We start from the raw sequence: 24,330 nt of genomic DNA on the forward strand, positions 1-24,330 counted from the left end.
TGTGGAATCTGCGGCAGACCATTGTCCCACAAGAATAATCGTATGACCAAATACGGCCTGAGTGCCCGAGCCGCGGCATCCGCCCCATCGCCCATTCTGACCAAAAGTGGCCCATTGATATGACCGGATACGGCCTGAGACCCCGTACAGCGACATCGACTGTATTGCCTGCCCGACCCCTCCGCCGGCACGCCCCCGGGGCGATGACCTTGTTCCCCCTTGCCGCCGGTTTGCCAGCATGACCAAGTATGGCCTCAGAGCCCGTGTGCTGGCCTTTACCATCTTGCCGACCCTGATCATCGGCGGCCTGATCGCCGGTTACTTTACCTTCCATCGCTACCATCAGCTGGAAAACAACCTGATCGATCAGGGCATCAACATCATAGAGCCGCTGGCCATCGCCAGCGAATACGGGATGACCCAGCACAGCCGCGAGTCCCTCAAGCGGTTGATCGGGCTCACCCATCGCAAGAATTCACCCTTCATCAAGTCCATCGCCGTCTTCACCCAGGACAACCAGCTCTTCGTCACCTCCAATTACCACCGGGACTTCAGCCAGTTGCGCCTGCCGGACGGCAGCGTCATCCCGGCCCTGACCAGCGTCTCCTTCAATGGCGATGACATCATCTTGCGCACCCCCATCCAGGCCGAGACCAGCCTGGACGGCTTCCCGCTGCCAAGCGATCTGGAGCCGCCCGTCATCGGCTACATCTCCATGCAGCTCGCCACGGACAGGGCCATCGTCCTGCAGTATCGCGACGCCTTCTTCGCCGTGGTCATCGTGCTCATCGGTCTGGCCATCAGTACCCTGTTCGGCTTTCGTCTGGTCAAGAGCGTGACCCAGCCCATCACCGACATGGTGCAGGCGGTGCACCGAATCCGGGAGGGGCGGCTCGACACCCGGGTCAGCGGCCAACTCACCGGCGAGCTGGACATGCTGAAAAACGGCATCAACGCCATGGCGAAGGCGCTCTCTGAATACCACGAGGAGATGCAGCAGAACATCGATCAGGCCACCTCGGATCTGCGCGAGACGCTGGAACAGATCGAGATCCAGAACGTCGAGCTCGACATGGCGAAGAAGCGCGCCCAGGAGGCGGCCAGGGTCAAGTCCGAGTTCCTCGCCAACATGTCCCACGAGCTGCGCACCCCCCTCAACGGCGTCATCGGCTTCACCCGCCAGCTGCTCAAGACCAGCCTGACCCCGAGCCAGACCGACTACATGCAGACCATAGAGAAGTCGGCGCGCAACCTGCTCGGCATCATCAACGACATCCTCGACTTCTCCAAGCTGGAGGCGGGCAAGCTGCAACTGGAGCATATCCCCTTCAGCCTGCGGGACACCCTCAACGAGACCATGCACCTGCTGGGCCCCAGCGCCCACGACAAGCAGCTCGAGCTCTCCCTGCAGGTGGATGCCGCCGTGCCGGACTACCTCACCGGCGACCCCATGCGCCTGCAGCAGGTGCTCACCAACCTCACCGGCAACGCCATCAAGTTCACCGAGCGCGGCAACGTGGACGTGCGTGTCGAGCAGACCGGCGAATCGAGCGGCAACAAGGTGCGCCTGCGGGTGCTCATTCGCGATACCGGCATCGGCATCTCGGAAGAGCAGCAGCGCCAGCTGTTCCAGGCCTTCAACCAGGCCGACTCGTCGATCTCGCGCCGTTATGGGGGCACCGGCCTCGGGCTCGTCATCACCCAGAAGCTGGTGCAGCAGATGGGGGGCCAGATCCGGTTCGAATCCGAGCTTGGCAAGGGTTCCGTCTTCTCCTTCAACCTGGAGCTGGATGTCTCCCCCCTGCCTCAGACCGAGCGGCTGCCGCTGGATCGCATCCTCGGCAAGCGGGTCTGGCTGCTGGAGCCGGATCCCTTCACCCACGCCTCCCTGCTCGCCCTGCTGGCCGAGTGGCAGCTGGACGTGCACTCCCTGACGGTGGACGAGGAGTGGCCCCAGATGAGCAGCCAGGACATGGTGCTCATCGGCAGCAGCACCCTGCACAGCCCGCAGCAGGTGATTGCCCGCCTCGACGGCCTGGACGGCCAGCAGAACACCATAGTGATGCTCAGCAGCCACGAGCCGTCGCTCTATGACGCCATGCTGGCCCATGGTGCCGTCCACTGCCTCTCCAAGCCCATCAACCATCGCAAGCTGCTGCACGCCCTGCTCTCCCCCGAGGCGGCCAGGAGCACACCTCTGCCCGCGCCGTCGCAGCGCACCGGGCAGGAGATCAAGGTGCAGGCCGTCAAGGTGCTGGCGGTGGATGACAACGCCGCCAACCTCAAGCTCATCGCCGCCATGCTCAAGGAGATGGTGACCGAGGTGGTGGTGTGCAAGAACGGCAAGGAGGCGGTCAACCTGGCCCAGAGCCAGCCGTTCGACATCATCTTCATGGATATCCAGATGCCCGTCATGGACGGCATCAGCGCCACCCAGGCGATCCGCCATCACTCCCTCAACACCGAGACCCCCATAGTCGCGGTGACCGCCCACGCCATCCCGGGCGAGCGGGAGCGGTTGATCCGCCAGGGGATGGATGACTACCTGGCCAAGCCCATCGACGAGGGGATGCTGGCGCAGCTCATCACCGACTTCGCCCACCGGCGCCACCAGAATCACGGGGATCGACAGATAGACTGGGACCTCGCCGTGCGCCAGGCCGCCGGCAAGCAGGCGCTGGCCAAGGAGATGCTGACCATGCTGCTGGCCAGTTTCGACGAAGTGGAGCCCCTGCTTGAGGCAGCCCTGGAAGGGACGGCCGACGACGCCGAGGTGCTGGCCCAGCTCCACCGCCTCAACGGCGGCTGCGCCTACTCCGGAGTCCCCGGCCTGCAACGCCTGCTCTCCCAGCTCGAGCAGCAGCTGCGGGACGGGGTGGCCGTGAGCGATCTCGAACCCGAGTTGCTGGAGCTGCAGGATGCCCTGGAGCAGGTGAGGCGGGAGGCCCCCCCTTACCTGGCCCTGGCCGACTGAGGCGCTTTTTCTGACTGCGACGCCGGCAGGTGGTAACATCGCGCCGTTTCCACAGGAGTCAACATGACCAACAACGATATTCTGCGCCGCCTGCGCTATGCCCTCAGCATCAGCAACGACCAGATGGTCGAGATCTTCGCCAAGGGCAATCTGGCCATCACCCACGCCCAGCTCCATGGCTGGCTGATGAAGGAGGCGGAAGAGGGCGAGGCACAGGAAGCGGGCTTCGCCACCTGCCCGGACTCGGCCCTGAGCCAGTTTCTCGACGGCTTCATCGCCCTGCGCCGCGGCGTGCGGGAGGATGCGCCGCCCCAGGTGATCCCGAACCGGATCAACAACAACCTGATCCTGCGCAAGCTGCGCATCGGCCTCAACTACAAGGAAGAGGACATGCTGGGCACCCTCAAGCTCGCGAACTTCAACCTCTCTAAGTCCGAGCTGAGCTCCCTGTTCCGCGCCAGGGATCACAAGCACTATCAGGATTGCGGGGATCAGATCCTGCGCAACTTCCTCATCGGCCTGACCGCCAAGTACAGGTCCGAGCCGTGATCACCGCCCCTGGCAAGGCGCGAGGCTGAGCCATGAGCCGGCGCGGCAGGCCGTTGCCCCCCCGTCAACCGGCGGGCGGCGGGGCGTGCCGGCCCCCTGCCAGCCTGCGCTGGCTCTGGTCGCTCCCCCTCATCCTGCTGCTCGGCGCCTGCCAGCCCGCCCCCTACCGCCTCGATACCCGGCATGCCAGCGCCAGCCAGAATGGCCGCATCGCCTTCCTGATCCTGCACTACACGGATGAGGACGACACCCGCTCCCTGCGCCTCCTGACCGAACCCGAGCACAAGGTGAGCGCCCACTATCTGGTGCCGCGCGATACCGATCAGAGTCCGCTGCCCGTCTACCAGCTGGTGCCCGACAGCCAGCGCGCCTGGCATGCCGGTCGCAGCCGCTGGCATCAGTATGCGGGGCTCAACGCCAGCTCCCTGGGCATAGAGATAGTGAATCTCGGGTATGACGAGACAGAAGCGGCCCTGCCCGCCCACCTGAGACGCTGGCAGCCCTATACCCCGGCCCAGATCGCCGCCGTCGGCGCCCTGGCCCGTGAACTGGTCCGGCGTTACGACATACCGCCGACCCAGGTGCTGGCCCACAGCGACGTCGCCCCCGAGCGCAAGCAGGATCCCGGCCCCCACTTCCCCTGGCGCACGCTGGCCCTGGAGTACGGGGTCGGCGCCTGGCCCGACGAGGCCAGGGTGGCCGAGCTGCGCCAGACGCCACTCCCCGCCTGGGATGCCCTGCAATGGCAGCAGCAGCTGGCCCGATACGGCTATGGCATAGCGCCGAGCGGCGAGTGGGACGAGCAGAGCCGCGCCGCGATGCGCGCCTTCCAGCTCCATTTCCGCCCGGCCCTGATAACCGGAGAGTCGGATGCCGAGTGCCAGGCCATCCTGATGGCGTTGCTGGAGCGCTACTTCCCCGAGCAATAGGCAAGGGCCTGCGGTCTTCGCAGATATGGGGATGCTGGGTGCCAACCCCTCTCCTGAGCGACCTGGCAGGGCCGGACTGCCCCCTGCACACCAAAGACGACGAGGGACGCCACGGCGTCCCTCGTTGGTTGTCATCGGCAACAGGGCTGAAGTCAGATCCCCTGACGGGCTTCCTGCATCAGCAGGCGCATGTCGCTGACCGCCTTGGCCAGGCCGTCGAAGGCGGCGCGACCTATGATGGCGTGGCCGATGTTGAGCTCATAGAGCTCGGGGATGGCGGCGATGGCCTTGACGTTGTGGTAGTGCAGGCCGTGGCCGGCATTGACCTTGAGCCCCTTGCCGGCGGCATAGGAGGCCCCGGCGGCGATGCGCTTGAACTCGGCGTTGCGCTCGGCATCCGTGGTGGCATCGGCGTAGCGGCCGGTGTGGATCTCGATGAAGGGGGCGCCGCTCTCGGCAGCCGCGTCGATCTGGATGGGGTCGGCATCGATGAAGAGCGACACCTGGGCACCGACGGCAGCGAGGCGGGTCACCGCATCGGTCACCTTGTCCAACTGGCCGGCCACGTCCAGGCCCCCCTCGGTGGTCACCTCGGTACGCTTCTCCGGCACCAGGCAGACGAAGTGGGGCTTGATGCGGCAGGCGATGCCTATCATCTCCTCGGTCACCGCCATCTCCAGGTTCATCCTGGTCTGGATGGTCTGGCGCAGGATCTCCACGTCCCGGTCTGTGATATGGCGGCGATCTTCCCGCAGGTGCACAGTGATGCCATCGGCCCCGGCCTGCTCGGCCACGAAGGCGGCCTGCACCGGATCCGGGTACTGGGTGCCGCGGGCATTGCGCAGGGTGGCGATATGGTCGATGTTCACGCCCAGGTAGATCTCGCTCATTGCTTAACTCCTTGAAAATACTTCTGTTAACTGTGCGGCTGCCGCCCTCGCGCCAGCCTCGATATCCGTATGTCAGCCTTGCGTGGCTCTGCGTTTTAAAAACAGCTCCCGGCTCTTCAACTGCCGCTTTCCCAGGTAGGGCTGCAGTGCCAGCCGGCTGAATCGCTTGGCCGCCTGCAACAGGGGGGGCGTGTCGAAACGCCCCTCGGCGAAGGCCAGCAGGTGGGCGCCGAGGAACAGGGTACGGGGATCCGGCGCCCGCTCGCAAGCGACAAAGCCGAGCTCCCGCTCGAAGCCGTAGAGCAGGGTGGGGTCGATGGGCGACTCGTCGTCGGCGGCATATTCAAAGTCCACCGCATAACCCAGCGCCTGAAGCAGCAGAAACTCGAAGCGGCGCAGGGGCAGCTCCGGGGTCTCGCCATCCGCCAGGGCCATGATGGCGCGGGCATAGGCGTCGAACACCTCGGGGAAGGGGGTATGAGCTTCCAGCAGGTAGTAGACCAGCTCGTTGAGATAGAGGCCGTAGAAGAGGCGATCGCCGCCGAGACGCAGGGAGTGATCCGGGCACTCCACCTGGGTGAGGTTCTTGAGATCCCCTTTGCCGCGCCAGGCGATGGTGAGCAGGGTGAAGGGCTGCAACAGCCCCTTCAGAGAGGAGCGTGGCCCACGGGAACCGCGAGCCACCAGGGTAAAGCGACCGCTATCCTGGGTGAAGACCTCGACCAGCTGGCTGGTCTCCCGATAGGGCCGACTGTGGATGACGAAAGCCGGGGTCAGCAATCAGTCGTCGCCATACCCGAGGCTGCGCAGGGCCCGCTCGTCGTCGGCCCAGCCGGACTTGACCTTGACCCACAGCTCGAGATGCACCTTGTTCTGGAACAGCCGTTCCATGTCGATGCGCGCCTCTGTGCCGATGGTCTTGATCTTCTCGCCCTTGTTGCCGATGACCATCTTCTTCTGGCCTTCGCGCTCCACCAGGATGAGCCCGTGGATGTGGTAGAGACCGGTCTCCTCCACCTTGAAGCGCTCGATCTCCACCGTCACCGAATAGGGCAGCTCCTCACCGGTGAAGCGCATCAGCTTCTCGCGGATGATCTCGGAGGCCATGAAGCGGGAGGAGCGGTCGGTCACGTAGTCTTCCGGGAAGAAGTGCACGTTCTCCGGCAGCAGATCCTTGGCCCACTCGCGGATCTTCTCCACGTTGGTGCCCTTCTCGGCGCTGATGGGCAGGATGTGGGAGAAGGCCATCTGCTGGCCCAGCCACTCGAGGTGCGGCAGCAGATCCTCCTTCTCCTTGACGTTGTCGATCTTGTTGACCGCCAGCACCACGGGGCACTTGAGGTGGCGCAACTTGCCGAGCACCATCTCGTCGTCCTTGGTCCAGTGGGTGCCGTCCACCACGAACACCACCATGGCCACGTCCCCCAGGGAACTGGTGGCGGCGCGGTTCATCAGGCGGTTGATGGCCCGCTTCTCCTCGATGTGCAGACCCGGGGTGTCCACGTAGATGGTCTGGTAGTTATCCTCGGTGTCGATCCCCAGGATCCGGTGACGGGTGGTCTGGGGCTTCTTCGAGGTGATGCTGACCTTCTGACCGAGCAGCTTGTTCAGCAGGGTGGACTTGCCCACGTTGGGGCGGCCGACGATGGCGACAAAGCCGCAGTAGGTGCTATCTGTATCCGTCATGACAATCTTTCCAATGCTTGCTGCGCGGCGGCCTGTTCGGCCTTGCGGCGGCTGGTGCCGACCCCGACCAGGGGACCATCCAGACCATCCACTTCGCACTGGACGGTGAACTCCTGGTTGTGGGCCTCACCCTTGACGTTGGTCACCGTGTAGGTCGGCAGGGATTTGCGGCTGCCCTGCAGGATCTCCTGCAACCGGGTCTTGGGATCCTTCTGCTCGATGCCGGGCTTGATCTCCTCCAGGCGGCTGGCGTACCAGCCGAGCAGGAGGCTGCGCACCCGTTCCAGATCCGTATCCAGATAGATGGCGCCGATCACCGCCTCGACCGTGTCGGCCAGGATCGACTCGCGGCGAAAACCGCCGCTCTTGAGCTCGCCCGGCCCCAGGATCAGGTGATCCCCGAGGTCGAACTCCCGGCCCAGTTCGGCCAGCGTCTTCTCGCGCACCAGGGTGGCGCGCATCCGGCTGAGATCCCCCTCCGCCGCCTGCGGGAAGCGGTGGAAGAGATCGTCGGCAATCACCAGGCTCAGGATGGAGTCTCCCAGGAATTCCAGGCGCTCGTTGTGGCGGGAGCCGGCGCTGCGATGGGTCAGTGCCCGGGTCAGCAGCTCAGGTTCCTGAAAGACATGCCCGAGACGGGACTGCAGTCTGTTCATCTTGATATTCATTTACTTGATTCCGCCAATGCGGTTGAAGCGCACACCGGTCGGCACCCAGCTCGGCAAGCTGGAGCCTTCCTCGCGCTCGAATTCGAAACTGATCCAGATGGCGACGGCCTTGCCCACCAGGTTCTGCTCGGGCACGAAGCCCCAGAAACGGCTGTCGGTGCTGTTGTCGCGGTTGTCGCCCATCACGAAGTAGTGGCCTTCCGGCACCACCCACTCATCCGGGTAGGTACCGGGCTGGCGATAGTAGCGATCCACCAGGTCCGGCATCAGCGGGTTGCGAAGGGTCTCGTGAGAAACCTCGCCCAGCTGCTCGGTGTAGCGATCCAGCGGGATCCCCATCTGGCTAAATTCGCCACGCTGCTCGAACTTGACGTCCAGCTTCTCGAAGCCCGGGCAGGTTTTCCCTTCCTGTTCGTCGCACTTGGGCCGGATCATCAGCTCCTTGTTACGGTAGATGACCCTGTCCCCCGGCATGCCGACCACCCGCTTGATGTAGTCCACCCGGGTATCCAGCGGATACTTGAAGACCACCACGTCGCCGCGCTTGGGCTCGCCGGTCTCGAGGAACTTGGTGTTGGTCACCGGGTCCTTGAGACCGTAGGCGAACTTCTCCACCAGGATGAAGTCTCCCACCAGCAGGGTGGGCATCATGGAGCCGGACGGGATCTGGAACGGCTCGAAGATGAAGGAGCGCAGGATCAGCACCAGGGCGATGACAGGGAAGACCCCGCCGGTCTGTTCGATCCAGACCGGCATGGGGGCCACCTTGGCCAGGGTCTTCTCGTCCACGCCCGGGCCGGCGCTGGCACGGGCGGCCGCGATCTTGGCCGCCCGCTGCTTGGCCCAGACCAGCTTGTCGACGGTCCAGATGATGCCGGTCAGTACGGTGACGACGACGAGGATCAGGGAAAAGGTGCTTGCCATCGATTAGTCCTTTCCGACATGGAGGATCGCGAGGAAGGCTTCCTGCGGCACGTCGACACGGCCGAGGGACTTCATCCGCTTCTTGCCTTCTTTCTGCTTGTTCAGCAGCTTCTTCTTACGGCTCACGTCGCCACCGTAGCACTTGGCGGTCACGTCCTTGCGCAGGGCCTTGACCGTGCTGCGGGCGATGATCTGGTTGCCGATGGCGGCCTGGATGGCGATGTCGAACATCTGGCGCGGGATCAGCTCGCGCATCTTCTCCACCACCTGGCGACCGCGGTACTGGGCGTTCTCCTTGTGGGTGATGATGGCCAGGGCGTCGACCCGCTCGCCGTTGATCATGATGTCGAGACGCACCATGTCGGAGGTCTCGAAGCGCTTGAAGCCGTAGTCCAGGGAGGCGTAGCCGCGGCTGGTGGACTTCAGGCGGTCGAAGAAGTCGAGCACCACTTCCGCCATGGGGATCTCGTAGGTCAGCGCCACCTGGTTGCCGTGGTAGACCATGTTGGTCTGCACGCCGCGCTTCTCGATGCACAGGGTGATGACGTTGCCCATGTACTCCTGCGGCAGCAGGATGTGACACTCGGCGATGGGCTCGCGCATCTCCTTGATGCTGTTGATGGCGGGCATCTGGGCCGGGCTGTCGATGTGGATGGTGGTGCCGTCGGTCTGCTCTATCTCGTAGACCACGGTCGGCGCCGTGGTGATCAGATCCAGATCGTACTCACGCTCCAGACGCTCCTGGATGATCTCCATGTGCAGCATGCCGAGGAAGCCGCAGCGGAAGCCGAAGCCCAGGGCGGTGGAACTCTCCGGCTCGTAGAACAGGGAGGCGTCGTTGAGGGAGAGCTTCTCCAGCGCATCGCGGAACGCTTCATAGTCATCGCTGGAGATGGGGAACAGGCCCGCGTAGACTTGTGGCTTGACCTTCTTGAAACCCGCCAGCGGCTTGTCGGCGCCGTGCTTGGCCAGGGTCAGGGTATCGCCCACCGGGGCGCCGTGTATGTCCTTGATGCCGCAGACGACCCAACCCACCTCGCCACAGCCCAGGCCGTCGGTATCCACCTGCTTGGGCGTGAAGATGCCGATGCGATCCACACCCCAGGTCTGGCCGGTGCTCATCACCTTGATCTTGTCGTTCTTCTTGAGGGAACCGTTCTTGATCCGCACGAGCGACACGACCCCCAGGTAGGAGTCGAACCAGGAGTCGATGATCAGCGCCTGCAGCGGCGCATCGGGGTCCCCCTCCGGGGCCGGGATGCGGGCGACGATCTCTTCGAGCACCAGGTCCACCCCCAGGCCCGTCTTGGCGGAGCAGCGCACCGCGTCGATCGCGTCGATGCCGACGATATCCTCGATCTCCTCGGCCACCCGCTCGGGCTCGGCGGCCGGCAGGTCGATCTTGTTCAGCACCGGCACCACTTCCAGATCCATTTCCATGGCGGTGTAGCAGTTGGCCAGAGTCTGTGCCTCAACCCCCTGACCGGCATCCACCACCAGCAGAGCCCCTTCACAGGCAGCCAGGGAGCGAGAAACCTCGTAGGAGAAATCCACGTGGCCCGGGGTGTCGATAAAGTTCAGCTGATAGGTGTTACCGTCTTGTGCCTGGTAGTTCAGGGTCACACTCTGTGCCTTGATGGTAATGCCGCGCTCGCGCTCCAGATCCATGGAGTCCAGCACCTGGGCCTGCATCTCGCGGTCGGACAGGCCGCCGCAAGTCTGGATCAGACGGTCCGACAGGGTCGACTTACCGTGGTCGATGTGCGCAATAATCGAAAAGTTACGAATGTGTTTCATCGAGCAAGAATCACTCAAAATTAAGTTAGGGTCGGATATGAGGGCAGGATTTTACTGGATAACCCGGTCGACGGCCAATCTTTAGTCGGCGGGCACCAGAAATAGCGCCTTGTCTGGCGGGCTTCCGGCACCAAGGTGGCGGCGCCAGCGCCAGCAGAGGATCCCGCCCCTCAGGAGAGATGGCGGGTCTTGAGCACCACGCCGAGCATGCGGGGGCCATATTCCCCCTGCTCGAGCCGGTCGGAAAAGTAACGAACCAGTAAAAATCCGACTGTGCCGCCCAGCAGGCAGCTGAGGATGGTGACCCCTTCCCCCGCCGACAAGAGGGGTGCCAGCCAGAGCTGGCCGATCAGGGCGCCGAGCAGCAAACAAAAGAGTGGCAGCACATAGACCAGGGCTGCCCCGCGCAGGATGCTGGCCTGGGGGATGCCGAGACGGATCTGCTGGCCCACAGCCACTTCGCCGGTGAGGGCGACCCGCAATCGCTGCGCCTTCATGGGAAAAGCCTTGGCGACGGTCCCGGTGCCGCAGCTGGACTGCTGATGGCAACCGCTGCAGGCGGAGCGACGCTCGCACTCCACCCAGGCATAGGGCCCCTCGATGGCGACCACGGTCGCCAGCTCTTCGCTCATGTTACTCACCAGGTGACTCCAGACGGGTGGCAATGGGTTTATCCGATCTCAGCACGCCAGCCCGGGTTCGGCAAGTGTCGCACTCACGCCTCACTGCACCGCCTCGTTGCGGGTCAGGGGCTGCACCGACTCGGCGATGCGTTTGGCGGTCTCGGCAGGCACCTCGCCGACCACTGTGATCTCCACGCCGACCTCGTTGACATAGCTCACCAGCGAGGTGGCGCCCTGACGGATCAGTTGCTGGCGCACAGCCTGCTTGGGGTCGACCCGGGCGACGTAGACGGAGAGATCCACCAGACCGTCCGAGAGCATCATGTAATCCACCGGCAGGCTGGTACTGACTAGCTGGTGCCTGTCCTGGGAGAGCACCTTGAACCCATCCGGCAGCCAGGTCAGGTGCCAGTTGAGGGTCTGCTGGGGCGTGGGATAGGCATCTTCCAGCGCCAGCGCCTCGGGCAGCTGGCTCTTGGCCAGGGTCACCAGCCAGGGTGCCGGGGCAGACTGCTTGTCCAGATCCACTCCCAGCACCTGCTCCACCAGGTTACCTTCCCGATCCACCATGTCCACCCTAAGCAGCAGATGGCTCTGTTCGTCGATCCAGAGCACGAAGCCGTACTTGTCTGCCTCCTTGGGCACCAGCCTGACGACCTGGGCCACCAGACCCGCCACCCGGCTGCGTCCGGCCAGCACGGGGTCATAGCTCTCCAGCACCCGGGGCAGCGGCATCTTCACCAGGCTCGACCAGACCCCGGGGAAGCGCGCCCCCTTGAGGGTGTAGGGCTCGTGGGTGTTCTCGAAGAAGGTGTACTCGTTCTGGCGCTGCAGGTACTCCACCGCCTTGCCATCGAGATAGCTGAGGTGGGCCACCTCCTTGCCATCGATCACGCCGTGGCTGAAACGGATGGGCTCGAGCCGACCCTGTCTGGCCTTGACCATGGACAATTCGAAGTTCTGTTGCGAAACGGCACTCTGCATCTGCTGCAACAAGGCCTCGGCCGACAGATCGTCGGCCGAGGCCTTGGCACAAGTCAACAGGAGAGAGGCCAGCAGAATGAGGCTGGACTGGCGCACGATCTGATCCCTAAAAATGCGTTATTCCTGAATCTGCTTGTCTTGCAGCAGACGTTGTTGCAATTGATGGTCGCGCAGGAAGGCATTGATCCGCTCGCGCTGTTCCTGCATCTGCTGCTCGCTCAAGCCTTGCTGACGCACGCCGGCCCGGCTGCCGTCCTGGGGGTAGTGCACGCTCACCGGGGCCGCGCTACCGCCGACCGGAATGGTGTTGAGCACCGGGTTGCTGGGGACACCATCCTGGCCCTGATACTGCTGCACCCCGAAGATGACGGCGGCAGCCACGGAGGCGGCAATGGCATACTGTCCCATTTGCTGACCGAACCGGCGAACCAGGGGCACCACCTTGCCAGCCGTCTTCACCGCGGGTGCGGCGGACTGGGCCGGCTTGGGTGCCAATATGGCCGGTTCGTCTTCCAGCGCCAGCATGATGCTGTCGCTGAGATCCAGTTGCAGATTGACCGGCAGGTCTCCCCGCATGGCATCACCGATCAGATGGTAACGCGCCCAGGTATCTTGCAGAGCGGGATCCGTTCCCAGCTCTTTCAGAACCTCTATCTCGCTGAGGTCACCATCCATCAGGGCTGAAAGTTGCTCTTTATTTGCCATAAGTTTGCCTGTCTTTCCCCAGTTAATGCTCGATCAGAGGTTGCAACCTTTTATCGATTGCTTCCCTCGCCCGGAAGATGCGGGATCTCACCGTACCCACAGGGCAATCCATGATCTCCGCAATCTCCTCGTAGCTCAGCCCTTCCATTTCGCGAAGGGTGATCGCCGTTCTCAAATCTTCGGGCAGGGCTTCTATGGCGGTAAACACGGTGCGCTTGATCTCGTCGGTCAGCGCCAGGTTTTCCGGGGTGGCCACCTCTTGCAGGGCTTCACCACCACCATAGTATTCAGCCTCATCCGCTTCGACATCACTGCTGGGCGGTCTGCGCCCCTGTGACGTCAGGTAATTTTTGGCCGTGTTGACGGCGATCCGGTACAACCAGGTGTAAAACGCGCTCTCGCCACGGAATGTCGGCAGTGCACGATAAGCCTTGATGAAGGCCTCTTGCGCCACATCCGGTACATCGCCCGGATTGTTGACATACCTGGCCACCAGGTTGACCACCTTGTGCTGGTATTTGCGTACCAACAGGTTGAATGCATTCTTATCGCCACGCTGGACCCGTTCAACCAGCTGTTCGTCCAGTAGATTCTGGTCGCTCATCAGAGCCGTAAAACCCCCATCAGGTTATCGTTCTTCTTTTCCGGCCCCTTCTAAGCGCACAAGTTCAGACAGGAGGAATCAGAGAAAGTTCGCTTGCATTGAAAAAAATGTGATGCGGGCTGCACCACAGCCCCCCCTTGGGCTACCATGGGGCCAGTTCTTAATCCAGGCCAATGATACTTATGAAAGCAAGTGTTGAATACCTTTGCGACGTACTGATCATTGGCAGCGGTGCCGCCGGTCTGTCCCTCGCGTTGCGATTGGCAGACCAGGCCAAAGTCCTGGTTCTGAGCAAGGGGCCCATCAGTGAGGGGGCCACTCTCTATGCGCAAGGAGGCATCGCTGCCGTGTTCGACGAGACCGACAGCATCGAATCCCACGTGAGCGACACGCTCAACGCCGGGGCCGGGTTGTGCGACCCGGCGGTGGTGGAGTTCACCGCCCGCAATGCCCGCGACTCCATCCAGTGGCTGATCCAGCAGGGGGTCCCCTTCGATCAGGAGGAGGATGCCGAGGGGGAGTCCCACTACCACCTGACCCGGGAAGGGGGCCACAGCCATCGCCGCATCTTCCACGCGGCCGATGCCACCGGCAAGGCGGTGCAGCTCACCCTGATCGATCAGGTGCGCGCCCATCCCAACATCCAGCTGATGGAGCGCTTCAACGCGGTCGACCTCATCACCACCCGCAAGCTGGGGCTGCCGGGCAACAAGGTGCTGGGCGCCTATGTCTGGAACCGCAACGTCGAGCAGGTCGAGGTGATCCGCGCCCGCTTCGTGGCGCTGGCCACCGGCGGCGCCTCCAAGGTGTACCAGTACACCTCCAACCCGGACGTGAGCTCGGGCGACGGCATCGCCATGGCATGGCGCGCCGGCTGCCGGGTGGCGAACCTGGAGTTCAACCAGTTCCACCCCACCAGCCTGTTCCACCCGGATGACCCCAACTTCCTGCTGACCGAGGCCCTGCGCGGCGAGGGCGCCTATCTGCGCCGCCCCGACGGCAGCCGCTTTATGCCGGACTTCGACGAGCGGGCCGAGCTGGCACCGCGGGACATCGTCGCCCGCGCCATCGACCACGAGATGAAGCGCCTGGGCGCCGACTGCATGTATCTGGACATCAGCCACAAGCCGGCGGACTTCATCATCAAGCACTTCCCGACCATCTTTGATCGCTGCCGCGCGGTCGGCATCGACATCACCAGGGAGGCCATGCCCATAGTCCCGGCGGCGCACTACACCTGTGGCGGCGTGATGATCGACAACAACGGCCAGACCGACATCCCCGGCCTCTACGCCATCGGCGAGGTGACCTACACCGGGCTGCACGGCGCCAATCGCATGGCCTCCAACTCCCTGCTCGAATGCGTGGTCTATGCCCACCAGGCGGGGGCCGACATCCTGGCCAAGCTGCCCACCAGCGTGGCCCCCCCCAGCCTGCCAGCCTGGGACGAGAGCCAGGTGGACGACTCCGACGAGCAGGTGGTGATCCAGCACAACTGGCACGAGCTGCGGCTGATGATGTGGGACTACGTGGGCATAGTGCGTACCAACAAGCGCCTGGCCCGGGCCAAGCGTCGCATCGACCTGCTCAAGCAGGAGGTGCAGGAGTACTACGCGAACTTCCGCGTCTCCAACAACCTGCTGGAGCTGCGCAACCTGTTGCAGGTGGCCGAGCTGATCGTCAACTGCGCCCTGCAGCGCAAGGAGTCCCGGGGTCTGCACTACAACCTGGACTATCCGGACATGCAGCCCAATCCCAAGCCGACTGTGCTGACACCGGAGCGGGACTGACCTCCAGGCTTTTCCTCCATGACCCCGCTTCGGCGGGGTCATTCATTGGTGCCAGTGCAGGAGCTCAACGAGGTGCGGCGAGGTGGATGGCGCGGGCCAGGGTACGGTAGTGCTCGGGCGCCAGCGCATCGGAGCAGAGCCAGAGGTGACGGACCGGCCCCCGCTCAGGCGACAGCCTCAACCAGAGCACCCCTGGCAGGATGCGGCTGCCGGGATCCACCCGATGGCGCGCCCCTTGCCACGTCAGCCACTCCCCATCCCAGACGAGGGGCTCGCCCGCCACAACCCGGCGTACCGCGAGCCAGAGGCCCAGCCCCCAGCAGGGAAGAAACAGCCCCCACTGCCAGCCCTGGATCAGGCGGGCCGTGGGCCAGAGCAGCAACAGAAACAAGGTGCACAGCAGCAGACGCTGCCGGCGGGAGGCGCTGACGGGCATCACCACCCGCATCGGGGGAACCGGGCTGGCCATGGGTCAGGCCGCGGGTCGGGAACCAGGCTCAGCGCAGGCGATCGTGGCGGGCCTGGTTGCGCTCGAGGATGAGGGGGATCATGGCGGCAAAGGCGGCATCGTCCGGCACGCCGTGCCCCATGCACCAGCGGAACAGCTCGGGATCCTCGCACTCCAGCAGGCGGATGAAGGTCTGCTGCTCGGCCTCGCCGAGGCCGTCGAACTCGTGTTCAAAGAAGGGCATAAAGATCACATCCAGCTCGAGCATGCCGCGGCGGCAGGCCCACTTCAGGCGGGACTTCTCACTTGGGGTCAACATGGAACTCTCCTTACAAAGACCCGGGAATGGTAGCAGCTGGATTTTCCGGCTGACAAACATTCCTTACGTCTTTACCATGCAGGTCACATACTTTCTGTCTCTGGAATCCCATCGTGAGCCTGCCGACCCCTCTTCTTCCTGCCGAGCCGACCCTGTTCTCCCTGACCGATCTGGCCGTCACCCGCTTCACGGGCCCGGATCGCGCCAAGTATCTGCAGGGCCAGGTCACCTGTGACGTCAACGCCCTGCTGCCAGGCCAGAGCAGCCTCGGCGGCCACTGCGATCCCAAGGGCAAGCTGTGGAGCGATTTTCGCCTGCTCTGCCTGGAAGAGAGCCTGCTGATGCTGACCAAACCCTCGGTGCTGGCACGCCAGTTGCCGGAACTCAAGAAGTTTGCGGTGTTCGCCAAGGTCGAGATCGGCGAGTTCCAGGGCGAAGTGGTCGGGCTGGCCGGCCAGGGCTCGGATGCCTGGATCTCGGCGCACCACGGCCTTCGGGAAACCGGCCTGGTCGACGGCGGCATGGCGATGCGGGTGGAGACGGACCGCTGGCTGCTGGCGAGCGAATCGCCCCTGGCCCTGAACCTGCCGGTCGGCGACGAAGCGCTCTGGTGGGGGCTGGAGATCAAGGCCGGTCTCCCCCATCTGGAGGCGGTCCATCAGGGGGAGTACATTCCCCAGATGCTGAACCTGCAGGCCCTGGAGGGCATCAGCTTCACCAAGGGCTGCTACATGGGGCAGGAGACGGTGGCTCGCGCCAAGTATCGCGGCGCCAACAACCGCGCCCTCTTCGTGCTGACGGGCAGCGCCGGCGGCCCGGTTGCCAGCGGCGATGCCCTGGAGATCCAGCTCGGTGACAACTGGCGCCGCAGCGGTCTGGTGCTCAACGCCTGGCAGCAGCAGGGTCAGGTGTGGCTCACCGCCGTGCTGCCGAAAGACACCGAGGCCGACGCCCGCTTCCGCCTCAAACAGGAGGAAGGTTCCAGCCTGACACTGCAGCCCCTCCCCTACCCGCTTGCCGACTGACGTCTAGCGAGGCACCCGCGCCAGCAGGGCCTCTTTCAGCCAGCGCCCCGCCTGCCCGAGCGGGCGGGCGCGATACCATTGCAGCTCCAGCTCCAGCTCGGCCTGGGCGGTAAAGTCCGGCTTGAGCACCACCAGCTCCCCCCGCGCCAGCGGCCGATGCAGCAAAAACTCGGGCACCGCCGCCCACCCCAGCCCCAGCTTGACCAGCTCCAGCACGCCGAGATCCCCCTCGACCCACCACACTTGCGCCGAGAGGCGGAAGCGATGGCGCTCCGTCCCCTCACGCCGTCCCGTCACCATCAACTGGCGGGCCCCCTGCAGGTCGCTCTCATGCAGCGGTGTCTTGCGGGCCAGGGGGTGATCCGGGGAGACAACCAGCGGCATGGTGACGGCCCCGAGGGAACGGGAGACCAGATCCCGTTCGGGGTGCGCCTTCTGGTAGCTGATGCCGAGCTGGGCCCGGCCGCTCTTGAGCAGCTCGGTCACGTCCTCCATCAGCGGGAACAACAGCTCCAGCTCCACCCTGGGGTAGCGGCTGGCAAACTCCTCCAGCAGGGAGCCGAGCCAGGGCAGGTGGGAGTCATCGTCGATGGCCAGGGTGAGGCGCGACTCGATGCCGCTGGCCAGTTCACCGGCGATGGCCTGCAGCCGCTCGCTCTGGGCCAACAGGACGCCGGCCTCCTGGCTGATGCGGGCCCCCGCCTCCGTCAGCACCGGATAGCGGCCGCTGCGATCGAACAGCTCGAGGCCGAGATCGATCTCCAGGTTGGCGATGGCGCTGCTCACCACCGACTGGGCCTTGCCGAGCCGCCGCGCCGCCGCCGAGAAGGAGCCCGTCTCGGCGGCGGCCAGCAGGGTTCTGAATTGTTCCAGTGAGGGTGTCATGGTCTGCTCCAGTACTCGGTGGTGGCGCCATATCCATCTATTTTAGCGATAGATACCAACGCGTATCTATCGCCAATTCGCGATAAGTTGGCCACCGTTCCCATTAAGAAAGAGAGACTGATCATGCGTACGACCCGTGACCGCCTGCGCCACGCCATCGGCTTCGAATTGATTGGCCTGCTGATCGCCGCCCCGCTGGCGAGCTGGGTGACCGGCGTCGGCCTGGACCACATGGGCCCGCTGGCCCTGTTCTTCTCGGTGGTCGCCACCGTCTGGAACTATGTCTACAACATCGGGGTGGACAAGCTGCTGCTGCACTGTCAGGGCCATACCCACAAGGCGTTGTGGCAGCGGGTGCTGCATACCCTGGGGTTCGAGGGGGGTCTGCTGGTCGTCGCCCTGCCGGTCATGTCCTGGTGGCTCGACATCGGCCTGCTGGAGGCGCTGGTGCTGGATCTGGGCTTCGTGCTCTTCTACCTGGTCTATGCCTTCGTCTACAACTGGAGCTATGACAAGGTATTCCCCATCCCCATGGTGCGCCAGCCAGGTGTGCTGGGGTGAAGGGCGAAAAGAGGTGTGAATAACCACGAGGCACCATCATGCGAAAGGCATGATGGTGCTGGAGGCAGGGCGGCGTGCCGGGATCAGGCCTGCGCCCTGGCCTCTTGCGGGGATTCCTCGTCCTGCTTCGCCTCCTGGTTCAGCATGGCCTCGAGGTCGCTCTGGTACTGGCTCAGCATGCGCTGGGCCGCCACCATGTCCCCCTTGTGCAGGCGCTCGAACAGATGATGCTGCACCACGCCGTTGAGATACTCCACCGTGATGGGTTGCTCCAACGCAGACAACAACTCCTCTTTCTCCAGCTCCGCATTGATTTCATCGACACTGGTACGCAGCAGACCGGCCAGTTGCACCAGCATGCGGCGCTCGCCTTCACGCAACAGGCTCAACATGCGGTTTCTCTGCTGCTCATTCTGTTGGGTCATACATTTCCTTACGTAGAGTGGGAACAAGCCCGCTCATTCTGCCCTGTCCCTCAGGGAGCGTCCATCTCAGGGCCCCCACTTATTTTCATGTCGCCCCCGCAAGGCAGGCAAGATGCTATTTGGCCCGTCGCTAGGTTATAGTAACCCCTGATTTGCGGACGCCGAACCGCTCCGATCGGACGAGATATTTCACCATGACCGACGCCATCCTGGTGCTCTGCACCTGCCCCGACGAGGCCAGTGCCGACCGCCTCTGCGAGCGGCTGCTCGACCAGCGCCTCGCCGCCTGCATCAGCCAACTGCCCGGGCTCACCTCCGTCTACCGCTGGCAGGGGAAGATTGAGCGAGCGCGGGAGATCCAGCTCATCATCAAGAGCCGGGCCGAGCTGTTCGAACCCCTTCGCCAGTGCATCCTGGCCCATCACCCCTACGAGGTGCCGGAGATCCTGGCGCTGCCTGCGAGCCAGGGTCATCAACCCTATCTCGACTGGTTGAGGGAGGAGACCTCATGACCCCTTTTCGCCTGTTGACGCCTCTGCTATTCCTGCTGGGACTGCTGTGCACCCCGCCGGCATCCGCCCAGGTCGGCAGCCAGGATCTGCTGAGCAGCCTCGGCATCGAGACCGGTGCCCAGCCCAGATTCCTCAAGGTGGACGAGGCCTTCGTCCTCGAGAGCGAGCAGCAGGGCGACCGGCTCACGCTCACCCTGCGCATCGCCGACGACTACTACCTCTATCGCCACAGCATCCGCGTCAAGGGAGAGAACCTCGCCTTCGACGAACCCGTCCTGCCCCCGGGCACCGAGCACGAGGACGACTTCTTCGGCAAGAGCCGGGTCTTCTACCAGACGCTGACCATCCCCGTCACCCTGACCGAGGCGGGTCAGGGGGCCAGCCTCACCCTGAGCTATCAGGGCTGCACCGAGGGCCTCTGCTACCCACCGACCGACAAGCGGATCGCCGTGCAGCCTCTGGCCGCCTCCGCAGATGCGGGACCTGCTGCCAGCGTCCAGGGCGCCGATGCCCCGGGCAGCCAGCAGGACAGGCTGGCGGCCGCCCTCGGCAGCCAGGGCTTCTGGCTCAGCGTCGCCGCCTTCTTCGCCCTGGGGCTGGGGCTCGCCTTCACCCCCTGCGTCTTCCCCATGTATCCCATCCTGACCGGGATCATCGCGGGCGCGGGCCAGCGCCTCTCCACCCGCCGCGCCTTCCTGCTCTCCCTTGCCTATGTACAGGGGATGGCGATCACCTACACCCTGCTCGGACTGGTGGTGGCCTCGGCGGGCCTGCAATTCCAAGCGGCCCTGCAGCACCCCTATGTGCTGATCGGCCTCTCCGTCATGTTCGTGCTGCTGGCCCTCTCCATGTTCGGCCTCTACACCCTGCAACTGCCGAGCAGCCTGCAAACCCGGCTGTCCGGCCTCTCCAACCGCCAGCAGGGGGGATCCGTGGCCGGGGTCGCCATCATGGGCATGATCTCGGGGCTGGTCTGCTCCCCCTGCACCACGGCGCCGCTCTCGGGGGCCCTCATCTACGTGGCCCAGAGTGGCGACCTCTGGCTCGGCGGGGCGGCCCTCTATGCGCTGTCGCTGGGCATGGGGCTGCCCCTGCTGCTGCTCGGCACCTCGGGGGGCAGGCTGCTGCCCAAGGCCGGCGCCTGGATGGACGTGATCAAGCAACTCTTCGGCTTTGCGCTGCTGGCGGTCCCCGTCCTGCTGCTCTCCAGGCTCTGGAGCGATCAGATCACCACCCTCGCCTGGCTCGCCTGGGGGCTGGCGCTGTGCGCCTACCTCCACCACCACAACCAGCACCGCGTTCACTCGGTCGGCAGGAGCCTGGCCGGCTTCGCCCTGCTGCTGGCCATGATGAGTCTGGTGGTGGTGGGCAAGGATCTGCTGCTGCCTGCCCCCGGCGTCCAGGCCAGCGCCGAGACCCAGGCGCCGCAGTTCATCCGCATCAAGACCCGGGGCGATCTCGAGGCCCGGCTCGCCGACGCCCGCGGCAAGCCGGTGCTGCTCGACCTCTACGCCGACTGGTGCGTGGCCTGCAAGGAGTTCGAGCACAAGACCTTCAGCGACCCCGAAGTGCGGGCCCGCTTCAAGGAGATGGTGCTGCTGCAGGCGGACGTCACCGCCAACGACGACGCCGACGTCGAGCTGCTCAACGGCCTCAACGTGCTGGGGCTGCCGACCCTGATCTTCTTCGACAGCGAGGGCAAGGAGCTCACGGGGCAGAGGATCACCGGCTTTATGGGGCCCGCCGAGTTCCTGGGCCAGCTGGACGGGTTGCGCTGAAGCGGGCTGGCCCGCACAACGGTGCGGGTCAGACCCCTTGATCGCTGATTTTCATGACCATCCCTTGTATATGACCGGCGCCATGGCAGAATTTGCCCTTTCCCGTCTCGCATCGTCCGGAGTTTTGATGAAAAAGTGGTTCATCCCATTGCTGGCCTGCTGGCTATACGGCTGCTACGGGGGGCCCGGTGAAGAGGTCATCCAGAACCAGGTGGCCGCCAGGCTGCAGGCCGACGCCGATGCCAGCCTGTTCGACATCAGCGACTTCGCCGTGCTCGGCAAGGAGGAGCGGATGGAGGGGGTCTATCTCGTCAGGGTGAGCTACCGGCTCCACTTCAAGCAGGGACTGGATCAGTTGCAGGTGCTGCACGATGAGGATCTGGTCTATGACAGGGTCGGCCCCTTCCAGCAGGAGATGGGGCTGATGGAGCTGGAGCGCAAATATGGCGACTTCGAGGCAGGCCAGGTGCTGGCGCAGGAGACCCAGGTCTGGATGATGAAGACGGAGCAGGGCTGGCGCCTCGCCGAGCCCGACCCCGCGCAGCAGGGGTAAGGCCTACAGCAGATCCTTCAGCCGGTACCATAGCATCCCGAGCGCCAGCAGCGGGGAGCGCAGCGCCGGCCCGCCGGGGAAAGTCATGTGGGGTACCCGGCTGAACAGATCGAAGCCCCTGCTCTCGCCCCGTATCGCCTCCGCCACCAGCTTGCCCGCCATGTGGGTGGCGTTGAGCCCGTGGCCCGAATAGGCCTGGGCATAGAAGACGTTGGGGTGATCGGTCAGGCGGCCGATCTGCGGCAGCCGGTTGGCCCCTATCCCTATCATGCCTCCCCACTGGAACTCGATGGCGGTGTCCGCGAGCTCCGGGAAGACCCGCAGCAGCTTGGGCAGCATGAAGGCCTTGATATCGCGGGGGTCACGGCCCGAGTAGTTGCAGGCCCCGCCAAACAGCAGGCGACCGTCGGCCGACAGCCGGTAATAGTCCAGCGCCACGTTCTGATCGCACACCGCCATGTTCTGCGGCAACAGCCGCTGGCGCAGCCGCTTCTCCAGTACCTGGGTGGCGAGGATGTAGGAGCCCGCCGGCAGCACCTTGCCCCCAAGCACGGGCTGGAGGTCGCCTAGATAGGCGTTGCAGCCGATCACCAAGTAGTCGGCGCTGACCCGACCGTGGGCCGTGGTGACCCGCACCCGATCGCCGTGGTCTATATGGGTGACCCTGGACTGCTCGAACAGGGCCACCCCCAGGCTCTGGGCGGCCCGCGCCTCGCCGAGGGCCAGGTTGAGGGGGTGCAGGTGGCCTGATCCCATGTCGATCATGCCGCCGATGTAGCGATCCGACCCCACCACTGTGTGGATCTCCTCCCTGGGGACCATCTTCAGCTCGTGCCGGTAGCCCAGGCTCGCCAGATGTTCGGCATCTTCCTCGAATCCCTTCAGGTGGCGCGCCTTGGTGGCGAGGTCGCAGTATCCCCAGGTGAGATCGCAGTCGATGTTGAAGCGCTCGACCCGCTCGCGCACCAGTTGCACCGCCTCCAGCCCCATCAGATCCAGCTCGCGTACCCCGTCTTCGCCGATCCAGCGGGCGAACTGGCTGGTGTCGTGGCCGATGCCGCGAATGAGCTGGCCGCCGTTGCGCCCCGAGGCGCCCCAGCCGATGCGATTGGCCTCCAGCAGCACCACCTTGTAGCCCGCCTCGGCCAGGTTGATGGCGGTGTTGAGGCCGGTGAAGCCGCCACCTATGATGCAGACGTCCGCATCCAGCTCACCGCTGAGCTCGGGCCACTGCCGATGGTCGTTGCGGGTGGCCGCGTAATAGGAGGCCACGTGTTCCTGATGTCCCTGTCTTCCTGTCTGCATGCTCAGCATCCTGCCTGGTTGCATTCGTTTACTAAATTAAACGGGTGTCATCGATAATACCCAGCCCCTGGCTGGCAATCCAGCCTGCCGGGATCACAGAAACGCAAAAGGTGTCCCGAAGGACACCCTGTTGCGAGCGGACCACCGTCGCGATCCGCACTCATGCAAAAGGCGCCCCGCGGGGCGCCTTTTCATGCAATCACGGGACTGTAACGAATTACAGAACGTTGATGGCGTTCAGGTCGGAGAAGGCTTTCTCCAGACGAGCGATCATGGAAGTCTGACCTTCACGCAGCCATACGCGCGGGTCGTAGTACTTCTTGTTCGGCTTGTCGGCGCCTTCCGGATTGCCCAGCTGGCCTTGCAGGTAGGCTTCGTTCTTCTTGTAGAAGTTCAGCAGACCTTCCCAGGTCGCCCACTGGGTGTCGGTGTCGATGTTCATCTTCACCACGCCGTAGGAGATGGATTCGCGGATCTCTTCCAGGGTGGAACCTGAGCCACCGTGGAACACGAAGTCCAGGGACTTGGCCGGGATGCCGAACTTCTCGGAGACGTACTTCTGGGAGGCGTCCAGGATGGACGGGGTCAGCTTGACGTTACCCGGCTTGTAGACACCGTGCACGTTGCCGAAGGAGGCAGCGATGGTGAAGCGCGGGCTGATCTTGGACAGACGCTCGTAGGCGTAGGCCACGTCTTCCGGCTGGGTGTACAGGGCGGACTGGTCCATGTGGCTGTTGTCCACACCGTCTTCCTCGCCACCGGTGCAGCCCAGTTCCAGCTCCAGAGTCATGTTCATCTTGGCCATGCGGGTCAGGTACTCGCAGCAGATGTCGATGTTCTCTTCCAGAGACTCTTCGGACAGGTCCAGCATGTGGGAGGAGAACAGCGGCTTGCCGGTCTCGGCGAAGTGCTTCTCACCGGCTTCCAGCAGGCCGTCGATCCACGGCAGCAGCTTCTTGGCGGCGTGGTCGGTGTGCAGGATCACGGGAACACCGTAGGCTTCGGCCACGGCGTGCACGTGCTTGGCACCGGAGATGGCACCGATGATGGCGGCTTTCTGGCCTTCCAGCTTCAGACCCTTGCCGGCGGTGAACACGGCACCACCGTTGGAGAACTGCACGATGACCGGGGCTTTCACCTTGGCGGCAGCTTCCAGCACGGCGTTGACGGAGTCGGTACCGACGCAGTTGACGGCCGGCAGAGCGAAGCCGTTTTCCTTGGCGATGGCGAACACTTTCTGAACGTCATCACCAGTGATCACGCCGGGTTTTACGAAGTCGAAAATTTTCTTAGACATGTTTAATCGTCCTGTCTCGTATGCCGTTAATAAAAAGTGGGGGGTTCATCATGAACCGGCACAGCGGCCACATGATAAACGAAACGGGAGGCTTTTGCC

25 protein-coding genes are annotated in these 24,330 nt (G+C 64.2%); 9 read left to right on the forward strand and 16 right to left on the reverse strand.

Annotated features, from left to right (window positions below; genetic code table 11):
• Positions 1 to 238: 238 nt before the first annotated feature.
• From barA to I6L39_RS03000, 3 genes are all read left to right on the forward strand, one after another.
• The gene (gene barA / locus I6L39_RS02990; protein ID WP_216990982.1) at positions 239 to 2,974 is read left to right on the forward strand and encodes a two-component sensor histidine kinase BarA; all 2,736 of its coding nucleotides are present in this window, start codon (positions 239 to 241) and stop codon (positions 2,972 to 2,974) included.
• Between the two features lie 63 nt (positions 2,975 to 3,037).
• The gene (locus tag I6L39_RS02995) at positions 3,038 to 3,523 is read left to right on the forward strand and encodes a DUF1456 family protein (RefSeq protein WP_216990983.1); all 486 of its coding nucleotides are present in this window, start codon (positions 3,038 to 3,040) and stop codon (positions 3,521 to 3,523) included.
• A 32-nt stretch (positions 3,524 to 3,555) separates the two neighbouring features.
• On the forward strand, positions 3,556 to 4,452 hold the full coding sequence (locus tag I6L39_RS03000; RefSeq protein WP_216990984.1) for an N-acetylmuramoyl-L-alanine amidase: 897 nt from the start codon (positions 3,556 to 3,558) through the stop codon (positions 4,450 to 4,452).
• 152 nt (positions 4,453 to 4,604) lie between these two features.
• Here I6L39_RS03000 and pdxJ read toward each other — a convergent pair whose 3' ends face one another.
• The 10 genes from pdxJ to rpoE form a co-directional block, all read right to left on the reverse strand.
• Positions 4,605 to 5,342 (reverse strand): pyridoxine 5'-phosphate synthase, encoded by a 738-nt coding sequence (gene pdxJ, locus I6L39_RS03005; protein WP_042077208.1) that lies wholly within the window; start codon positions 5,340 to 5,342, stop codon positions 4,605 to 4,607.
• A 72-nt stretch (positions 5,343 to 5,414) separates the two neighbouring features.
• The gene (gene recO, locus I6L39_RS03010) at positions 5,415 to 6,122 is read right to left on the reverse strand and encodes a DNA repair protein RecO (RefSeq protein WP_042077210.1); all 708 of its coding nucleotides are present in this window, start codon (positions 6,120 to 6,122) and stop codon (positions 5,415 to 5,417) included.
• The gene (era, locus tag I6L39_RS03015) at positions 6,123 to 7,028 is read right to left on the reverse strand and encodes a GTPase Era (RefSeq protein WP_216990985.1); all 906 of its coding nucleotides are present in this window, start codon (positions 7,026 to 7,028) and stop codon (positions 6,123 to 6,125) included.
• Entirely contained in the window at positions 7,025 to 7,696 is a 672-nt protein-coding gene (gene rnc, locus I6L39_RS03020; RefSeq protein WP_042077212.1) for a ribonuclease III, read from the reverse strand. The genes era and rnc overlap by 4 nt, the downstream gene beginning before the upstream one ends.
• Positions 7,697 to 8,620 carry a signal peptidase I gene (gene lepB / locus I6L39_RS03025; protein ID WP_209794059.1) on the reverse strand — a complete coding sequence of 308 codons (924 nt, stop codon included), beginning with the start codon at positions 8,618 to 8,620 and terminating at the stop codon, positions 7,697 to 7,699.
• A gap of 3 nt (positions 8,621 to 8,623) precedes the next feature.
• Complete coding sequence (gene lepA, locus I6L39_RS03030) at positions 8,624 to 10,417, reverse strand: translation elongation factor 4 (protein WP_042077214.1); 1,794 nt, start codon at positions 10,415 to 10,417, stop codon at positions 8,624 to 8,626.
• Positions 10,418 to 10,587: 170 nt separating this feature from the next.
• Complete coding sequence (locus I6L39_RS03035; protein ID WP_209794120.1) at positions 10,588 to 11,049, reverse strand: SoxR reducing system RseC family protein; 462 nt, start codon at positions 11,047 to 11,049, stop codon at positions 10,588 to 10,590.
• Positions 11,050 to 11,139: 90 nt separating this feature from the next.
• Positions 11,140 to 12,120: a MucB/RseB C-terminal domain-containing protein gene (locus I6L39_RS03040; protein WP_042077216.1), complete on the reverse strand. Its 981-nt coding sequence runs from the start codon at positions 12,118 to 12,120 to the stop codon at positions 11,140 to 11,142.
• A gap of 21 nt (positions 12,121 to 12,141) precedes the next feature.
• The gene (locus tag I6L39_RS03045; RefSeq protein ID WP_216990986.1) at positions 12,142 to 12,729 is read right to left on the reverse strand and encodes an RseA family anti-sigma factor; all 588 of its coding nucleotides are present in this window, start codon (positions 12,727 to 12,729) and stop codon (positions 12,142 to 12,144) included.
• 22 nt (positions 12,730 to 12,751) lie between these two features.
• Positions 12,752 to 13,333 carry an RNA polymerase sigma factor RpoE gene (gene rpoE, locus I6L39_RS03050; RefSeq protein WP_042077219.1) on the reverse strand — a complete coding sequence of 194 codons (582 nt, stop codon included), beginning with the start codon at positions 13,331 to 13,333 and terminating at the stop codon, positions 12,752 to 12,754.
• 182 nt (positions 13,334 to 13,515) lie between these two features.
• Between rpoE and nadB the strand changes: the two genes are divergently transcribed.
• On the forward strand, positions 13,516 to 15,123 hold the full coding sequence (gene nadB, locus I6L39_RS03055) for an L-aspartate oxidase (protein WP_216990987.1): 1,608 nt from the start codon (positions 13,516 to 13,518) through the stop codon (positions 15,121 to 15,123).
• Between the two features lie 64 nt (positions 15,124 to 15,187).
• Here the strand turns inward: nadB and I6L39_RS03060 are convergent, their stop codons facing one another.
• Together I6L39_RS03060 and I6L39_RS03065 are read right to left on the reverse strand one after the other, a co-directional pair.
• Positions 15,188 to 15,559 carry a protein YgfX gene (locus I6L39_RS03060; protein ID WP_216991745.1) on the reverse strand — a complete coding sequence of 124 codons (372 nt, stop codon included), beginning with the start codon at positions 15,557 to 15,559 and terminating at the stop codon, positions 15,188 to 15,190.
• A gap of 61 nt (positions 15,560 to 15,620) precedes the next feature.
• Positions 15,621 to 15,890: a succinate dehydrogenase assembly factor 2 gene (locus I6L39_RS03065; protein WP_042077223.1), complete on the reverse strand. Its 270-nt coding sequence runs from the start codon at positions 15,888 to 15,890 to the stop codon at positions 15,621 to 15,623.
• 113 nt (positions 15,891 to 16,003) lie between these two features.
• On the opposite strand from I6L39_RS03065, the gene I6L39_RS03070 reads away from it, so the two are divergent.
• A complete protein-coding gene (locus I6L39_RS03070) occupies positions 16,004 to 16,915 on the forward strand; it encodes a folate-binding Fe/S cluster repair protein (RefSeq protein ID WP_216990988.1) in 912 nt (303 codons plus the stop codon).
• A 3-nt stretch (positions 16,916 to 16,918) separates the two neighbouring features.
• Here the strand turns inward: I6L39_RS03070 and I6L39_RS03075 are convergent, their stop codons facing one another.
• Entirely contained in the window at positions 16,919 to 17,800 is an 882-nt protein-coding gene (locus I6L39_RS03075; RefSeq protein ID WP_216990989.1) for a LysR family transcriptional regulator, read from the reverse strand.
• Between the two features lie 123 nt (positions 17,801 to 17,923).
• Here I6L39_RS03075 and I6L39_RS03080 point away from each other — a divergent pair, with 123 nt between their 5' ends.
• Positions 17,924 to 18,361, forward strand: a complete 438-nt coding sequence (locus I6L39_RS03080; protein WP_216990990.1) for a PACE efflux transporter — start codon at positions 17,924 to 17,926, stop codon at positions 18,359 to 18,361.
• An 83-nt stretch (positions 18,362 to 18,444) separates the two neighbouring features.
• On the opposite strand, the gene I6L39_RS03085 is transcribed toward I6L39_RS03080, so the two are convergent.
• Positions 18,445 to 18,786 carry a hypothetical protein gene (locus I6L39_RS03085; protein ID WP_042077229.1) on the reverse strand — a complete coding sequence of 114 codons (342 nt, stop codon included), beginning with the start codon at positions 18,784 to 18,786 and terminating at the stop codon, positions 18,445 to 18,447.
• Between the two features lie 194 nt (positions 18,787 to 18,980).
• Between I6L39_RS03085 and cutA the strand changes: the two genes are divergently transcribed.
• The 3 genes from cutA (at position 18,981) to I6L39_RS03100 (ending at position 21,629) form a co-directional block, all read left to right on the forward strand.
• Positions 18,981 to 19,298, forward strand: coding sequence for a divalent-cation tolerance protein CutA (cutA, locus tag I6L39_RS03090; RefSeq protein WP_216990991.1), 318 nt, complete (start codon positions 18,981 to 18,983; stop codon positions 19,296 to 19,298).
• Positions 19,295 to 21,076, forward strand: coding sequence for a protein-disulfide reductase DsbD (locus tag I6L39_RS03095; RefSeq protein ID WP_216990992.1), 1,782 nt, complete (start codon positions 19,295 to 19,297; stop codon positions 21,074 to 21,076). Before cutA ends, I6L39_RS03095 begins: the two co-directional genes overlap by 4 nt.
• 127 nt (positions 21,077 to 21,203) lie before the next feature.
• Positions 21,204 to 21,629 (forward strand): hypothetical protein, encoded by a 426-nt coding sequence (locus I6L39_RS03100; RefSeq protein ID WP_042077234.1) that lies wholly within the window; start codon positions 21,204 to 21,206, stop codon positions 21,627 to 21,629.
• 3 nt (positions 21,630 to 21,632) lie between these two features.
• On the opposite strand, the gene I6L39_RS03105 is transcribed toward I6L39_RS03100, so the two are convergent.
• Together I6L39_RS03105 and fbaA are read right to left on the reverse strand one after the other, a co-directional pair.
• Entirely contained in the window at positions 21,633 to 22,934 is a 1,302-nt protein-coding gene (locus I6L39_RS03105; RefSeq protein WP_216990993.1) for an FAD-binding oxidoreductase, read from the reverse strand.
• A gap of 217 nt (positions 22,935 to 23,151) precedes the next feature.
• Positions 23,152 to 24,231, reverse strand: a complete 1,080-nt coding sequence (fbaA, locus tag I6L39_RS03110) for a class II fructose-bisphosphate aldolase (protein ID WP_042077238.1) — start codon at positions 24,229 to 24,231, stop codon at positions 23,152 to 23,154.
• Positions 24,232 to 24,330 lie beyond the last annotated feature (99 nt).

This window comes from Aeromonas sp. FDAARGOS 1409 (assembly GCF_019048705.1).
Classification (GTDB): Bacteria; Pseudomonadota; Gammaproteobacteria; order Enterobacterales; family Aeromonadaceae; genus Aeromonas; species Aeromonas sanarellii.

Bases quoted from the DNA above. Each gene is read 5' to 3' on its own strand.
- barA (WP_216990982.1), top strand. From the start codon at position 239: ATGACCAAGTATGGCCTCAGAGCCCGTGTGCTGGCCTTTACCATCTTG.
- I6L39_RS02995 (WP_216990983.1), top strand. From the start codon at position 3,038: ATGACCAACAACGATATTCTGCGCCGCCTGCGCTATGCCCTCAGCATC.
- I6L39_RS03000 (WP_216990984.1), top strand. From the start codon at position 3,556: ATGAGCCGGCGCGGCAGGCCGTTGCCCCCCCGTCAACCGGCGGGCGGC.
- pdxJ (WP_042077208.1), bottom strand. From the start codon at position 5,342: ATGAGCGAGATCTACCTGGGCGTGAACATCGACCATATCGCCACCCTG.
- era (WP_216990985.1), bottom strand. From the start codon at position 7,028: ATGACGGATACAGATAGCACCTACTGCGGCTTTGTCGCCATCGTCGGC.
- rnc (WP_042077212.1), bottom strand. From the start codon at position 7,696: ATGAATATCAAGATGAACAGACTGCAGTCCCGTCTCGGGCATGTCTTT.
- lepB (WP_209794059.1), bottom strand. From the start codon at position 8,620: ATGGCAAGCACCTTTTCCCTGATCCTCGTCGTCGTCACCGTACTGACC.
- lepA (WP_042077214.1), bottom strand. From the start codon at position 10,417: ATGAAACACATTCGTAACTTTTCGATTATTGCGCACATCGACCACGGT.
- I6L39_RS03035 (WP_209794120.1), bottom strand. From the start codon at position 11,049: ATGAGCGAAGAGCTGGCGACCGTGGTCGCCATCGAGGGGCCCTATGCC.
- I6L39_RS03045 (WP_216990986.1), bottom strand. From the start codon at position 12,729: ATGGCAAATAAAGAGCAACTTTCAGCCCTGATGGATGGTGACCTCAGC.
- rpoE (WP_042077219.1), bottom strand. From the start codon at position 13,333: ATGAGCGACCAGAATCTACTGGACGAACAGCTGGTTGAACGGGTCCAG.
- nadB (WP_216990987.1), top strand. From the start codon at position 13,516: ATGAAAGCAAGTGTTGAATACCTTTGCGACGTACTGATCATTGGCAGC.
- I6L39_RS03060 (WP_216991745.1), bottom strand. From the start codon at position 15,559: ATGCCCGTCAGCGCCTCCCGCCGGCAGCGTCTGCTGCTGTGCACCTTG.
- I6L39_RS03065 (WP_042077223.1), bottom strand. From the start codon at position 15,890: ATGTTGACCCCAAGTGAGAAGTCCCGCCTGAAGTGGGCCTGCCGCCGC.
- I6L39_RS03075 (WP_216990989.1), bottom strand. From the start codon at position 17,800: ATGACACCCTCACTGGAACAATTCAGAACCCTGCTGGCCGCCGCCGAG.
- I6L39_RS03080 (WP_216990990.1), top strand. From the start codon at position 17,924: ATGCGTACGACCCGTGACCGCCTGCGCCACGCCATCGGCTTCGAATTG.
- I6L39_RS03085 (WP_042077229.1), bottom strand. From the start codon at position 18,786: ATGACCCAACAGAATGAGCAGCAGAGAAACCGCATGTTGAGCCTGTTG.
- cutA (WP_216990991.1), top strand. From the start codon at position 18,981: ATGACCGACGCCATCCTGGTGCTCTGCACCTGCCCCGACGAGGCCAGT.
- I6L39_RS03095 (WP_216990992.1), top strand. From the start codon at position 19,295: ATGACCCCTTTTCGCCTGTTGACGCCTCTGCTATTCCTGCTGGGACTG.
- I6L39_RS03100 (WP_042077234.1), top strand. From the start codon at position 21,204: ATGAAAAAGTGGTTCATCCCATTGCTGGCCTGCTGGCTATACGGCTGC.
- I6L39_RS03105 (WP_216990993.1), bottom strand. From the start codon at position 22,934: ATGCAGACAGGAAGACAGGGACATCAGGAACACGTGGCCTCCTATTAC.
- fbaA (WP_042077238.1), bottom strand. From the start codon at position 24,231: ATGTCTAAGAAAATTTTCGACTTCGTAAAACCCGGCGTGATCACTGGT.